We start from the raw sequence: 14,942 nt of genomic DNA, 5'->3' as shown, positions 1-14,942 counted from the left end.
AAAATAAAAATTATAAAAAGAGAAACAATGATGAATTTTACATAACTTTTACATATATACACAGTTCTTTACAATTGGAGTAAATCCTCTACAATTGATCCGTCTGTTTCACCTAAGTGTAAACCGAGTAGTCTAGCGATAGTTGGGCCTTCATCAATAAGTCTCATATACGGTATGGTAATGCCGCTTTTTATTCCTTTCCCGGCAGCTATAAAAATTGTTTCATAGTTAGGTTTTGTTGGAGAGTATCCATGCGTACCAAATGTATATTTTTTACTAGGCGTAACATCTTTTTCAGTAATTTCTTTTATAAAATCTCCTGTATAGTTTTCAGTGAAATAATACCCTTCTCGTGCTTCTAACATAAATAAACAATTGCCATCTGCACCGCATTCCTTCGCATCCTCATCATGAAGTATAAATTCAATGCCGTTTTGTTTATTTTGAAGCAGTTCTTCAAGGAGTAGTTGTACTTCTCGAATTGTATCGGTATCGTTTTTGTCTTTCACATATACATAGGCGGACCCATCGCAACTTTGGCAATAAGCATTCCAGTCTACTAATTTTCCTTTTGAATTTATAGAGATAAGCCCTTTTTGATGAAATAATACATTTAATTGAATGGCTTTGTTTTCACTTAAAGCGCTATGATCACCAAGAGCGATAATAGTGCTCTCTTCGTATAGTTCACTGTCTTTTAAAGCTTGAATAATTTTCCCTAGTCGCTCATCATGTCTATGAATTGCGGCTATTGTTTCTTTGGATTCAAAGCCGTGATAGTGTCTTTGGGTATCTAAATCGGTGAAATGTACAAACATGACATTAGGCTTTTTCGTCTGGATTGTATGCACAGTAGAAGCAAGTACGAAATCATCGAGTTCAGGTTGTGACAGTCCATTTCGTATATGGCCGAAACGACGATTTAAATCTAATTGATATAGCGGGCTACCGCTAAATAATGAAACTAAAACTTGATTTTGCCACGGTCTATTTGGAAAGATTTCTGGTAAATTGTAATCAATATTTGCTCTGCCGGTAACAGGCCATAGAAGGGCAGCAGTCGTTAAATTTGCTTTATGTGCTTCATCATATAACGTTGTTCCTTGTATTGATTTTCGGTACCAATGCCAATCGGGTGATTCACGTCCAGGTTGAAGTAACGTATTGCTAACAACACCATGTTTATTAGGGTAATTACCAGTTACGATTGTTGAGTGACTTGGATAGGTTACAGAAGGATAGATGGGCTCTACCTTTTCCACAATTGCTCCCTTTTTTATTAGAGATTGGAAGTGAGGTAATTTTTGTAGAATAGGAAAATCTAAAGCTGATAAACAGTCGAATGATAAAATGATGACACGATTCGTTAATGCTTTATCCATAAAGTAATCCTCCTAATTATATAAAACCTATTACTATATATTACTATTAATACCTAGTAATAAAAATATGTTTTTATATAAAATTTATTATTTATTTTCAGAAAAGTTAAACATATAATTAAGTATAAGGGAATGAAAGGAGGGAATACTGTGGATCTGCTAGATGGATTTGGTATCTTTTACATCATTGGCGGAATTACGATTATTCTTGTATTTGCTATTTCGTATTTGCTAAAAAAACGGTTTCCAGACAAGCAGTTTGATATTATATTTTCACTTAGTTTAATACTTCTTTGCTTAGCGTCCTTTCCCGTTACAATGATGGTTATTGGTGGATGGGAAGGAATGGGATATGGATTTATTGGTTTCTTCGTCCTACTGGGCACACTTATTGGTATGATTGCACATCAACTTTTAAAAATCTCGCGAAAAAGCTACGTATAAAACTGTAAAAAATGAAAAGAATATAAAAATAAGAAAATTCACTCTTGTTTCGAGGTGAAATTTATATTATGATATTCAACAAATTTATTTTGTTATAACGATGAAAAAGGACTAGTACATGTTCAACCTTTTTAGCAGAGAGAGAATCCGTCAGGCTGAAAGATTCTTAAAAAGGCGATATGGAACCTACCTTTGCGTTCTGCATATGCAGCGGGAATTTCCCGTTATCAAAAAGAGAGCATGCGCAATTTTTGTGCATGAATCAGGGTGGTAACGCCGGCAAAGCTCGGTCCCTATTTAGGGACGCGGGCTTTTTTGTATTTTCTAGAAGGAGGAAAACTGACTATGGCAAAAGAACAAGTACAAGCGATTACGAAGATGGAAGAGGACTTTGCACAGTGGTACACAGATATTGTAAAAAAAGCAGAACTTGTTGATTATTCAAGTGTAAAAGGATGTATGATTCTACGTCCGTACGGCTATGCCTTATGGGAAAATATGCAGAAAGTTATGGATGAGAAGTTAAAAGCAACTGGTCATGAAAATGTGTATATGCCAATGTTTATCCCAGAGAGCTTATTACAAAAAGAGAAGGATCATGTAGAAGGATTTGCTCCTGAAGTAGCATGGGTGACACATGGGGGGGATGAAAAATTAGCAGAAAGACTTTGTATACGCCCTACATCTGAAACTTTATTCTGTGAGCACTTTTCAAAAATTGTGCAATCCTATAATGATTTGCCAAAGTTATATAATCAGTGGTGTTCAGTAGTTCGTTGGGAAAAGACAACGAGGCCATTTCTTCGCACAACGGAATTCTTATGGCAAGAGGGACATACAATTCATGAAACAGCAGAAGAATCTCAAGCTGAAACGTTAAATATTTTAAATCTATATGCTTCTTTCTGTGAAGACTATTTAGCGATACCAGTAATTAAAGGACAAAAAACAGAAAAAGAAAAATTTGCGGGCGCAAAGGCAACTTATACAATTGAAAGCTTAATGCATGATGGGAAAGCACTTCAAACGGGAACATCCCATAACTTTGGAACGAATTTCTCTGAAGCATTTGATATTAAATTTTTAGATCGTAACGGTAAGTGGCAATATGTACACCAAACATCTTGGGGTGTATCAACAAGAATGATAGGTGGGCTTATTATGGTTCATAGTGATAATAATGGGCTTGTAATGCCTCCTAAAGTCGCACCAGTGCAAGTTGTTATTGTACCGATTGCTCAGCATAAAGAAGGAGTTTTAGCGAAAGCAACAGAGTTACAAGGACATATTCAAAAGGTTGCAAGAGTGAAAATAGATGCTAGTAATAAAACGCCAGGTTGGAAATTTAATGAGTATGAAATGAAGGGTATTCCAATTCGATTAGAAGTTGGCCCTAAAGATATTGAAAAGAATCAAGTTGTACTTGTAAGAAGAGATACGAAAGAAAAAGAATTTATAGCAATGGATCAATTAGAAGAACGCATTCCAGCACTACTTGAGGAAATTCATAACTCTTTATTTAATAAAGCAAAAGTATTTCGTGATGAAAATACGTATAGTGTGACGAAGTTTGAAGAGATGAAAAAAGTAGCTGATGAAAAGCAAGGATTTATTAAGGCGATGTGGTGCGGGGAACTAGCTTGTGAAGAGAAATTAAAAGAAGAAGTCGGAGTATCTTCTCGCTGTATGCCTTTTGAGCAAGAGCATTTAGCTGATGAATGTATTTGTTGTGGTAAAGAAGCGAAACAAATGGTGTATTGGGGAAAAGCGTATTAATGCTCTTTTGGATAGGGAGGATGAAAAGGACTTTGGGCTGCATAATAAAATGCAATCCAAAGTCCTTTTTAGTTTTACAATTTGTTTCATGTATTTTTAAGATGGAAGGCTATGTTTTTATTTTGCGTTTTTACGGCGAATGAATAGTAACATACCAATTAGGAATGTTGAAAGTCCCATTAAAATAGATGCAGGATAATGTGTTGCAGTATTCGGTAACTTATCGCCTTGTTTTTTCGCGTTATCTTTTACGTTACCACCTTTGGAACCATTTCCCCCTTGAGAGCCATTTCCTCCTTGAGAACTGCTATCGCCTTTAACACGGTTACCTCCATGAGAGTCATTTTCCCCTTGAGAACTGCTATCGCCTTTACCACGATTGCCGCCAGAACCGTTGCCGCCAGAGCCATTGCCACCAGAACCGTTACCACCGGAATCATTGCCGCCAGAACCGTTACCACCGGAATCATTGCCGCCAGAGCCACTGCCATCAGAATCATTGCCACCAGAACCACTATCGTCCTGAGAACCACCGTTTCCTGGTGGTTTATTATTATCTTTGGAGTTACCTTCTGCGAAATGATCGTTATTTTGTACAACCGCATTTGTTACTGGAGAGAAGTTTTCTGTTGCTGCATTACCAATGTTTAAACCACTAAAAAAAGTTAAAGAAAGAGTTGATGCTAAAATAAAAATTTTTGTCATTGATTTCCTCCTGAAAAATTAATATTCCATCTAAAATACATCCCTTTGTAATATTTCATAGGAAAAAGAGTTTTATGCAAAAAAAACTATATATAGAAAAAGGTGGTGTATTTCTAAAGAGAGAAAAGAGTTAGTGTAAATTCTTTATAATAGTAGAGTGGTGGGGATTTTACATCCATTACAGTAGAGGAAGTGACAGCAGATGAAAGAATATATTGCATTTGATATTGGTGGTACACAAATTAAATATGGAATTGTTTCAGAAACAGGAACAGTACTAAAGCATAAAACGGTTCCAACAGAAATTCATTTGGGCGGGGAACAAATTATTCAAAAACTCATTCTTTTATCAAAAATATTAATGGGTGAACATACGATTTTGGGAATTGGTATTAGTACGGCGGGAATTGTTAACGTTAATAAAGGGATTGTGACGGGAGGTGCGGATCATATTCCGGGTTATAGTACGATTCCTATTATGAATAGATTGCAAGATGTATTAAAGGTTCCTGTATCCATTGACAATGATGTGAATTGTGCAGCGTTCGGAGAAAAGTGGAATGGTAGTGGAAGAGAGAAAGGCAACTTTATTATGCTCACCCTTGGAACTGGTATTGGAGGAGCAATTTTTATAGATGGAGAGTTATATAGAGGGCATTCGTTTAGTGCTGGTGAATGGGGAAATATGTTAATAGAAGGAAAAGCGTTTGAAGAGGTCGCTTCTATTTCAGGGTTAATTCATCTTGTCCGAAAATATAAAGGAGAAGGTGATTGGAATGGGAAAACGATTTTCGAACTGTATGATAAAGGAGATAGGGAAGTTACGCAAGCAGTTGAGGTGTTCTTTAAACATTTAGCGGTTGGAATTAGTAACCTTGCTTATATTTTCAATCCAGAAATGATTGTTATAGGTGGCGGAATTACTGATAGAGGAAATCAGTTCTTAAAAGAAGTAAAAGAAGAGGTCAGTAAATACTTAAATAAAGAGATTTATAATAATTGTGAGATTGAACTTGCACAAAACGGTAATTGTGCAGGAATGATTGGTGCTATTTACCACTTCTTACATCATCATAAGTAAATTATATGAATGTTTTCATATAACTGAGAATTTATCCTTTTTATCACTAGGTAAATAATGCTACAATATAAGGGAAGAATACAATATTTTCCGATTTGGAAAATGCTTTGTAGAAAGGGAGAAACTGCATGCCTATTATTTTAGAAAAAGGTCAAAAGATCGATTTAACGAAAGGACAACCAAAAGTAGCAAAACTACAGGTTGGCTTAGGCTGGGATCCAATTGGGCAATCAGGTGGATTTCTGTCTTCATTATTTGGAAGTAAACCAAATGTAGATTGTGATGCATCTGTTGTTATGTTAGAAGGGGATCGTTTTTTAAATAAAAACGATTTAGTTTACTTCGGAAACAAGCTTTCTACTTGTGGTAGTATTATTCATTCAGGAGATAATTTAACAGGTGAAGGCGCTGGTGATGACGAAACAATTTTCGTAGAATTACATAAAGTTCCAAGCCGTATTAATCGTTTAGTATTCGTTGTAAATATTTATGACTGTGTAAATCGTCGTCAAGATTTCGGGATGATTCGTAATGCATATATTCGTATTCAAAACCCGCAAACTGGTGAAGAATTCGCACGCTATAATTTATCTGATAATTATGCTGGCAAAACGACTCTAATTGCAGGTGAAATGTATCGCCACGGAAGTGAATGGAAGTTTTCAGCTGTTGGAGAAGGCACACAAGATAAAAACTTAAGTGAGATTGTATCACGTTATCAATAAAATAAACCGAGGAGGAATTGTGTATGGCATCAATTTCATTGAAAAAAGGACAAAAGGTAGACTTAACAAAAACGAATCCAGGTCTTTCAAAAGTTCTTGTAGGACTTGGTTGGGATACAAATCGTTATGATGGACAAGCTGATTTTGATTTAGATGTTAGTATTTTCTTAGTAGGTGCGAACGGTAAAGTTTCAGGTGCAGAGGATTTCGTTTTCTATAATAATCCAAAAGGCGCAAATGGTGCTGTAGAGCATCTAGGAGATAACCGAACTGGCGAAGGTGAAGGCGATGATGAATCTATCAAAGTAGATTTGAAAAATGTACCTGCACATATCGAACGTATTTGCTTCACAATCACAATTTACGATGGAGAAGGACGCAGCCAAAACTTTGGACAAGTTTCTAACTCTTTCGTACGTATTTTAGATGAAGAAAAGAATGCAGAGTTAATTCGTTACGATTTAGGAGAAGATTTCTCTATTGAAACAGCGGTTGTAGTAGGTGAATTATACCGTCATGCAGGTGAATGGAAGTTCAATGCAATCGGAAGTGGATTCCAAGGTGGATTAGCGTCTCTATGTAATAACTTTGGTTTAGACGTAGAGTAATAGAGTTATATATCCATCCGTAAATATATATTTGCGGATGGATACATTCTTTAAGATTAAAATATAGAGGTGAATATAAATGGCTATTCAGTTACAAAAAGGACAAAAGATTGATTTAGGTAAGACAAGTCCTGGTTTAACAAAAGCGGTAATTGGTCTTGGCTGGGATATTAAATCTTACGACGGTGGATCAGATTTCGATTTAGATGCATCAGCATTCCTATTAGATGCGAACGGAAAATGTACGAAGGAAACTGATTTTATTTTCTATAACAATTTACAGTCTCCTTGCGGATCCGTTCTACATACAGGTGATAACCGTACAGGTGAAGGTGAAGGCGACGATGAGCAACTTGTTGTGGACTTAAAGAAAGTTCCAGCAGATGTGCACAAAATTGCTATTACAGTTACAATTTATGATGCAGAAGGCCGTAGTCAAAACTTTGGACAAGTAGGAAATGCGTTCGTTCGTTTAGCGAATGAAGAAACGAATGAAGAAGTTCTTCGTTTTGATTTAGGCGAAGATTTCTCCATTGAAACAGCAGTTGTCTTTTGTGAATTATACCGTCATAATGGACAGTGGAAGTTTAATGCAGTAGGAAGTGGATTCCAAGGTGGTTTAGGTGCTCTTGTAAGAGCGTATGGCTTGGATGCATAGAAGGGAAACGATATTCGTTTCCTTTTTTTGACCTTTCTATAAATCTAGCAAAGAATAGGGGATATAGGTAAGATGAGTATTTTGCAAGGAATCCTTGATACGTATGCTCAGTTTTTCGACTTGGACATGTGGATTAAAGTGTTGCAGGATCCAGTATCTTGGGGATTAATAGGTACACTTGTTGTACTTGAAGGGTTATTATCTGCTGATAACGCACTTGTGTTAGCAGTAATGGTAAAACACCTTCCGGAAGAAAAACGTAAAAAAGCATTATTCTATGGACTTATTGGAGCTTATGTATTCCGATTTATTGCAATTGGAATTGGAATGTTCTTAATTAAATTAGCATGGGTAAAAGTGTTAGGTGCACTTTACTTAGCATGGCTTTCAGTTAAATACTTTATTGATAAACGAAAAGGTAATGCAGAAGAAGAGGAAGCTCATGGTATGAACCAAAACAGTATTCTCTTCAGAATGTTTGGTGTCTTCTGGGGAACAGTTGCGATGGTTGAATTAATGGATATCGCATTCTCTGTAGATAGCGTACTTGCTGCATTTGGTGTATCAAATGAAGTTTGGATTCTATTATTAGGTGGAATGCTTGGTATTTTAATGATGCGTGGTATCGCTGGTGTATTCTTAAAGTTGTTAGAGCGTATTCCAGAACTTGAAACGACAGCATATATTTTAATCTTAATTATCGCAGCAAAAATGTTACTGTCTGTTATTCATATTGAAATAAGCCATACAGTGTTCTTCATTATTTTAGTTGTAGCATTTGGAGCAACATTTATACTTCACTACATGAAGAATTCTGGACAAGCTAAAGAAGAAGTTGCAGCTACTAAAGAAGACAATAAATAATTGAAATGGGTTTGCTCGTTTTACGAGCGCCCATTTTTTATAACCAAAAATAGTTTATAATAGAAGAAAGACTTAGAAAAAACGTAAATGTTTTTGGAGGTGAACTGTTGTGTTTTCACGTTTTACACTTCAACCATATGCATTAAAAGATGAATCAGATTTAAAGCAATTTGAAACACTTTTAGAAAAACGTCCACAATATGAGCTGACAGAGAATGAGATGAAATTTAGTTATATAGCATGTCGAATCCTTGGCGTTCCTAATGATGTAGATGAATATTTTAATGAGCTGTTTGATTATAGTGAAGCGAAAGGGATCGAAGTTTTACATGAACAAAATTTAAACAAAGTGATCGATTCGGAAAAACTTCGTCATATTCAAGAAGTGTTCGGATTACATCAAGAAGCACCAAATGGTCTAACAGTAAATAGGCTAGTGGCGCACTTATCTGGGAAACAACTTTTGCCAAAAGTAGACAATCCTGATTTACAACATTATATACATACGACATTTATTTCTGTATTGAAATTATATGAGAAACAACATAATCAATCTTTAAAGACAGAAGGCTTCCGTCGTTTCTTAATCGATATGATTAAATTAAGCGAAAATTACGTAGCGAAGTGGTTCTCTACGATTAACTATAAGAAACAAATGCCGCGTATCGTTTGGTACGGTGATGCACAGGAAAGCCGTATATATTTCTTATATTTTCTTATTATGCTCGGCTGCGATGTACTTTATTATCATCCAGAAGGAAAAGATGGATTTGAGAATGTTGATGAAGAAGGAAGAACTTTTATTGTGTCTCATCCAGGCCGAATTTCTCTTGAACCATTTCCAGATCGTCGCCGTGAGCGTGTAGCAACAGTAGCGTATCAAGCTTCAAAAGAAATTGAGCAAGTACTTCACCACGATAATTCACTGCTGTACAAGCCGTGGCAATTTCGTTCCTATACGCCTGTAGCTCGTACATTAAAAACAACATACGATGAACTCTTTTTAATTACGAAGGAAAAGGCGTTCGTACGCCCGACATTCTTTGTTGAAAATAAACACATTTATATTCCTTCTTTATTTGCGAAAATATCAGGTGTTTCAAAAAATGATAAAGAATATTTTCAACGATTAAAGGCTGTTACATCATTTGATAATAGTTTATTAATTAATGCATTTCCGTTTACGAAAGAACAGAAAGCAAATTTCCAATACCATTATCGAGATGCATTAGACCGCGGGGGAAAATTGCATCCAGATTTAATTATGAACAGTCATTGGTGGCCGCATAAACGATTGCCAGAAGGATTACAACATGGTATTGCAGAGGCAATCATCCATACGTGTGAAAGTGAAATGTGTAAACCAATTGCAAAAGAGACGAAACAAGATGTAGCGCTATATGTTTTTGCACAACTTTCTCAAATACCACCAAATATTTTAGAGCAGCTTGAGAAATTTGATTATTCACAAGATGTACCAAAAATTGTTATATTTAATAATGAGAAGAGTGGAGAATTGACTCGTTCTGATGCTGTTTTATTACTATTTTTAAATCAAATAGGAGTAGATGTATTCCACTTCAATCCAACAGGAAGAAACGACATTGAACCGTATATTGAAGCGGAGGCATTTGATTCACATTGGCTTGAAGAAGTTAATTTCGATCTTGAGTTTCATGGTTCATCAGCCTATAAAAATTTATCACAAACAATAAAAGGACTATTTCGTCCATTTTTATAAGGAAAGGGAGAATACCATATGAATAACCCAGTCATACTAGATTCGAAAACAGAATTAAATGAGCAAACAGCACAAGATGTTCGCTTGCAGCTTAGACAAGATGCAGATGTACAACGTATTTATAATGCGGTAGATATTAAAGATCAATTAGAATTAATCGAACTTGGAAAAGAACCTTCTATGGAAATTTCACGTTTCGCTGATCAAATTTTACATACAATGTCATTATCAAAAATAGAAGATTCGGGTGAATTATTAAAACAACTTGGTAAAATTATGGACCGATTCGATAGCAAAGACTTTGCGGAAGAGAAAAGTGGTTTCTTCTCACGTATGTTCAAAAAAGCGGATAAAATGATTGAACAAATCTTTAGCAAGTATCAAACGATGGGCCGTGAAATTGATAAGGTGTATGTGGAAATTACGAAGTATCAAGATGAAATGAAAAAATCAATTGGTACGTTAGATGGTTTATATGAGCAAAACTTAAAATATTATTTAGACTTAGAAAAATACGTAGTAGCAGGAGAAATGTTATTAGAGCGTTTAAATACAGAGTTAGTTCCGATGTATGAAGAGCGTGTACGTAATAATGATCAATTAGCAGGTATTGAATTAGAGTCGCTTAAAAACTCTGTTGAAATTTTAGAACAACGTATCGATGATTTAGAAAAAGCACGTATGGTCGCGTTACTGACAGCACCACAAATTCGTATGATTCAACGTGGTAATAATAAATTAATTGGTAAAATCAATACAGCATTTATTACGACGATTCCTATCTTTAAAAATGGTATCATTCAAGCAGTAAATGCGAAGCGTCAAAAGCTTGTTGCAGATTCTATGGCTGAACTTGATCGCCGTACAAATGAATTACTGAAGAAAAATGCACAAAATATCGCGACGCAAAGTGTGGAAGTAGCGAGGTTATCAGGTTCTTCTAGTATTAAGATGGAAACGCTTGAGGAAACTTGGAACATTATTTCAAGAGGCATGCAAGAAACACAACAAATTGAAGAGCAAAACAAACGTGAGCGTGAAGAAAGTCGCAAACGTATGGCTACATTAACTGAGAACATTAAAAAAGAATTACAAGGATAAAGTGAAACTTTAATCAGTGGGGTTTTGTTCATTCCCGCTGATTATTAGCCTTCACCGATCGGATGTTTACTGCCCGGTGAATAGTGGGATAAATGAAAAGGCAATGAGGAATAGTCCTCATTGCCTTTTAGTTTTTCTTCGCTAATTTAATGATTTCATTCACAACAAGCGGAATGATACTTAATAAGAGAACAAATCCCCAATCTCGCAGCGTTAATGCATGCACACCAAATATATTTGCAAGGGGCGGGATGGAGATGATACAAACTTGCATAAGAACACCGATAAGAAGGGAGAAGACTAAATATTTATTTGTAAAAATCCCAATTGAAAAAATCGATTTCGTTCTTGAACGTAAGTTAAATGAATGAACGAGCTGAGAAAAACTAAGAACGACAAATGCCATCGTTTGAGCGTGTAATAGAGCGTCCTCATCAATTCGCTCTGGGAAAAGAGGGAATAAATTTGTATCTCCAGTATAGAACTTTGCTCCGGCAATAAAGGCTATTAGCGTTAAAAGTCCAATGACAACCCCATTGAAAATAAGGAAAGGAACGCTACCACTAAATAAGCTTTCTTTCGCATGTCGCGGTTTTTCCTTCATCACATCAGGATCTTCAGGATCAACCCCAAGTGATAATGCGGGCAGCGTATCTGTAATTAAATTTACCCACAAAATGTGAATAGGTCGTAGTGGTGTTGCCCAGCCGAGTAAAATGGCTAAAAATAAAGTGATAATTTCTCCGAAGTTACAAGAGAGTAGGAAGAGAATTGATTTTTTTATGTTACGATAAATGTTTCTACCTTCCTCAACAGCTTTCACGATAGATGAGAAATTATCATCTGTTAATACGACATCCGCTGCCCCTTTTGCAACGTCTGTTCCTGTAATGCCCATCGCTACGCCAACATCTGCTTGTTTTAAAGATGGAGCGTCATTGACGCCATCACCAGTCATAGAAACGATATTGCCTTTTGCACGTAATGCTTTTACGATCTTTACTTTATGTTCTGGAGAGACTCTAGCGAATACATGTAAGTGATCAATTTTGCTTGCTAGTTCTGTATCTGAAATGTTATCTAATTCAGTTCCAATCATAATTTCAGATATTTCTTCAGCAATGCCAAGTTCTTTAGCAATTGCAAAGGCGGTATCTTTATGGTCACCAGTAATCATAACTGTGCGAATACCGGCTTTTTTACATTCTGTAATTGAATCTTTTACTTCAGTTCGCGGTGGATCGATCATACCGACAAGACCAATAAAGATGAGGTTTTCTTCGAGATGATCTATATCCACATCGTTTGAATTGTATTGTTTAAATGCGAATGAAAGTACTCTTAAAGCTTCTTGAGACATTGACCTAGCGGCTTCTAATATTTGATCTTTATCAGCATCTGTTAGAACCTCGATTTTACCGTTTTTAAATATGTGGGTACATCGAGGTAAGAGTTTGTCGATAGCACCTTTCGTCATGCTATAGTAGCTTTCATCATATGTATGCACGGTTGACATCATTTTACGATCTGAATCGAAAGGCAGCTCATTTACACGTTCATGTATTTTTTTTAAATGATCTTTTTGCATATTAAAGGTGCTGCCGGCAACGAGAAGAGCAATTTCAGTCGGGTCTCCCGTTTGTGATTCATTGTTGTAAGACGCATCGTTACATAGCACCATATTTTCTAACAATAGACGTTGCACATCATTATTTACATTTAAATTTTCTAATTGATCGTATGTGTTATCACTATAAAAGTGAGTAACGGTCATTTTATTTTGTGTTAACGTACCTGTTTTATCTGAACAAATAATTGTGACAGAACCGAGAGCTTCAACAGCTGGTAGTTTCCGAATGATAACATTTTGTTTAATCATACGCTGCACACCAATTGCAAGAACGATGGAAACGATAGCTGGCAAACCTTCTGGAATAGCTGCAACGGCTAAACTAATAGCAGTCATAAACATTTCTAGTGTATCTCGTCCTTGTAAAAAGCCGATGAGAAACATAACGATACAAATCACTACAGCAACAAAGCCTAAATACTTTCCGACTTGTGCTAAGCTTTTTTGAAGTGGTGTCATATCATCGTCTGCTTCATGCAACAGGGTAGCAATCTTACCGATTTGTGAGTTCATTCCAGTTTCAACAGCAACACCGACGCCTCTTCCATATGTTACAAGGGTAGACATGAAGGCCATGTTTTTTTGATCACCGAGTGGTACTTGTTCATCACTTTGCATGGAAGGGTGGTAGATTGCCTCTTTATCAACAGGGACAGATTCACCAGTTAGAGCAGATTCTTCAACTTTTAAATTTGCGGTTTCGATCAGGCGTAAATCGCATGGGATATATCGTCCGGCGTCGAGCATAACGATATCACCTGGAACGACGTGCTCAGATGGAATTTCTTTTAGTTCACCATCTCGCTTGACGATAGCTTTAGGTGTCGCCATCTTTTTCAATGCCTCTAAAGCTTGTTCTGCTTTCGATTCTTGGACGACACCGATAACAGCATTTAAAACTACAACGAGTGCAATAATACTTGCATCAGCCCATTCACCTACAAAGGCAGAAATAAGAGCAGCAATAATAAGGACATATACGAGGACGTCATTAATTTGGGCGAAAATACGCTGCAATAAAGTGCGTTTTTGTTTTGTAGCTAATTCATTAAAACCATATTGCTTTAAACGTCCATTTACAATTTCTTCTGTTAAACCGTGTTGTTCGTTTGTTTCTAAGTCGATTAATGTTTGGTCTTTCGTCTTACTGTACCAATTGCTCATAAGTAAGCACCTCCAGTAAAAACAGTTAGCAATGGTAGTGTTGCTATTATTTGTGAGTAGTATGTATGGAGAAAAAATCTAAGGTGAGGTTCTACTTCTATTGTACAATATTTTACAGTTGCTTGAGGGAAAGAGAAGAGTTGTCATGAATTTGTTGGAAATAAAAAAGAGCCTCATAAACGAGGCTCCTTTACTTTTTAATTAATGTACCTAATTCTTCTGTAATAGCTTGCATTTCACTAATGCTGAATGTTTCACGTTTCATAACATGCTCATAAATGTCACGTAAGTCTTCGTACATTTCTTCATTAAAACTAGCAGCTCTCATCGCTCCAGCATTAACCATACGTAATTTTTCTTTAATAGCTTCGACCATATATTCAACGTTTTCTTCTGACTTTACGGATAAATCCACCGAAGTGTCCCCCTTTAAAATAACATAAGGCTATCTTAACATTTTTTATCATTTTCGTTAATGAATCTTTTCAATCCTATTAAATTAGTAGGGATTTCCTTTATATTTAATAATTGGTTGTTTATACTATAAGTATATATAAAGAAATGCACCAAGAAAGGAAGAAACAAAAATATGGTTCAAGTATTGTTTGTTTGTCTTGGGAACATTTGCCGTTCTCCGATGGCAGAAGCGATTTTTCGAGATCTTGTCGTAAAAGAGGGACTCGAAGAGAAAATTGTCATTGATTCTGCAGGAACTGGAGATTGGCATGTTGGCCATCCGCCACATAAAGGAACGCAAAAAATTTTAAAAGAAAATGCAGTCACTTTTGAAGGAATTAAAGCAAGGCAAGTAGAAAAAGAAGACTTAACAAAGTTTGATTATATTATTGCCATGGACAACAAGAATATAGCAGATTTAAAAAGTTTAGGTAAAACTGGAGGCTATATTGGTAGGCTGTCCGATTTTGTTCCAGACGGTGGCTGGACAGACGTTCCCGACCCTTACTATACAGGGAATTTCCAAGAAGTATATGACCTTGTAACAGAAGGGTGTGCAAAGCTATTAGCTTTCATTCGAAAAGAACAAGGAATATGAGGAAGCTTA

At 36.0% G+C, this 14,942-nt stretch carries 14 protein-coding genes and 1 other annotated feature; of the genes, 10 read left to right on the top strand and 4 right to left on the bottom strand.

The window, feature by feature from the left end; genetic code table 11:
* Positions 1 to 68: 68 nt before the first annotated feature.
* Positions 69 to 1,382, bottom strand: a complete 1,314-nt coding sequence (locus FH036_RS16560) for an alkaline phosphatase family protein (protein WP_139896002.1) — start codon at positions 1,380 to 1,382, stop codon at positions 69 to 71.
* 150 nt (positions 1,383 to 1,532) lie between these two features.
* On the opposite strand from FH036_RS16560, the gene FH036_RS16555 reads away from it, so the two are divergent.
* Positions 1,533 to 1,826, top strand: coding sequence for a YesK-like family protein (locus tag FH036_RS16555; protein ID WP_000364816.1), 294 nt, complete (start codon positions 1,533 to 1,535; stop codon positions 1,824 to 1,826).
* 91 nt (positions 1,827 to 1,917) lie between these two features.
* Positions 1,918 to 2,124 (top strand) — a binding site (T-box leader).
* Positions 2,125 to 2,171: 47 nt separating this feature from the next.
* On the top strand, positions 2,172 to 3,602 hold the full coding sequence (gene proS / locus FH036_RS16550) for a proline--tRNA ligase (protein WP_001040951.1): 1,431 nt from the start codon (positions 2,172 to 2,174) through the stop codon (positions 3,600 to 3,602).
* A 117-nt stretch (positions 3,603 to 3,719) separates the two neighbouring features.
* Here the strand turns inward: proS and FH036_RS16545 are convergent, their stop codons facing one another.
* The gene (locus FH036_RS16545; RefSeq protein WP_139896001.1) at positions 3,720 to 4,307 is read right to left on the bottom strand and encodes an LPXTG cell wall anchor domain-containing protein; all 588 of its coding nucleotides are present in this window, start codon (positions 4,305 to 4,307) and stop codon (positions 3,720 to 3,722) included.
* Between the two features lie 202 nt (positions 4,308 to 4,509).
* Here FH036_RS16545 and FH036_RS16540 point away from each other — a divergent pair, with 202 nt between their 5' ends.
* From FH036_RS16540 to FH036_RS16510, 7 genes are all read left to right on the top strand, one after another.
* A complete protein-coding gene (locus tag FH036_RS16540) occupies positions 4,510 to 5,388 on the top strand; it encodes an ROK family protein (protein WP_139896000.1) in 879 nt (292 codons plus the stop codon).
* 128 nt (positions 5,389 to 5,516) lie between these two features.
* Positions 5,517 to 6,113 carry a TerD family protein gene (locus tag FH036_RS16535; protein ID WP_001121583.1) on the top strand — a complete coding sequence of 199 codons (597 nt, stop codon included), beginning with the start codon at positions 5,517 to 5,519 and terminating at the stop codon, positions 6,111 to 6,113.
* 23 nt (positions 6,114 to 6,136) lie between these two features.
* Positions 6,137 to 6,721, top strand: coding sequence for a TerD family protein (locus FH036_RS16530; protein WP_000146723.1), 585 nt, complete (start codon positions 6,137 to 6,139; stop codon positions 6,719 to 6,721).
* A gap of 79 nt (positions 6,722 to 6,800) precedes the next feature.
* Positions 6,801 to 7,379 carry a TerD family protein gene (locus FH036_RS16525; RefSeq protein WP_001007533.1) on the top strand — a complete coding sequence of 193 codons (579 nt, stop codon included), beginning with the start codon at positions 6,801 to 6,803 and terminating at the stop codon, positions 7,377 to 7,379.
* 72 nt (positions 7,380 to 7,451) lie between these two features.
* Positions 7,452 to 8,243, top strand: coding sequence for a TerC family protein (locus FH036_RS16520; protein WP_000025694.1), 792 nt, complete (start codon positions 7,452 to 7,454; stop codon positions 8,241 to 8,243).
* Positions 8,244 to 8,352: 109 nt separating this feature from the next.
* On the top strand, positions 8,353 to 9,984 hold the full coding sequence (locus FH036_RS16515; protein WP_044790807.1) for a YceG family protein: 1,632 nt from the start codon (positions 8,353 to 8,355) through the stop codon (positions 9,982 to 9,984).
* An 18-nt stretch (positions 9,985 to 10,002) separates the two neighbouring features.
* Positions 10,003 to 11,085, top strand: a complete 1,083-nt coding sequence (locus FH036_RS16510) for a toxic anion resistance protein (RefSeq protein WP_001064400.1) — start codon at positions 10,003 to 10,005, stop codon at positions 11,083 to 11,085.
* Positions 11,086 to 11,212: 127 nt separating this feature from the next.
* Here FH036_RS16510 and FH036_RS16505 read toward each other — a convergent pair whose 3' ends face one another.
* Positions 11,213 to 13,879, bottom strand: coding sequence for a cation-translocating P-type ATPase (locus tag FH036_RS16505; RefSeq protein WP_138322516.1), 2,667 nt, complete (start codon positions 13,877 to 13,879; stop codon positions 11,213 to 11,215).
* Positions 13,880 to 14,069: 190 nt separating this feature from the next.
* Positions 14,070 to 14,294 carry a DUF1128 domain-containing protein gene (locus FH036_RS16500; RefSeq protein WP_000366197.1) on the bottom strand — a complete coding sequence of 75 codons (225 nt, stop codon included), beginning with the start codon at positions 14,292 to 14,294 and terminating at the stop codon, positions 14,070 to 14,072.
* A gap of 174 nt (positions 14,295 to 14,468) precedes the next feature.
* On the opposite strand from FH036_RS16500, the gene FH036_RS16495 reads away from it, so the two are divergent.
* The gene (locus tag FH036_RS16495; RefSeq protein ID WP_000250909.1) at positions 14,469 to 14,933 is read left to right on the top strand and encodes a low molecular weight protein-tyrosine-phosphatase; all 465 of its coding nucleotides are present in this window, start codon (positions 14,469 to 14,471) and stop codon (positions 14,931 to 14,933) included.
* Positions 14,934 to 14,942: the final 9 nt, after the last annotated feature.

Origin of the sequence: Bacillus sp. CD3-5 (genome assembly GCF_006349665.1) — a bacterium.
Taxonomy (GTDB): Bacteria; Bacillota; Bacilli; order Bacillales; family Bacillaceae_G; genus Bacillus_A; species Bacillus_A paranthracis.
Note: the sequence above shows the minus strand (reverse complement) of the source record. Positions and strands in the feature narration are given on the sequence as shown.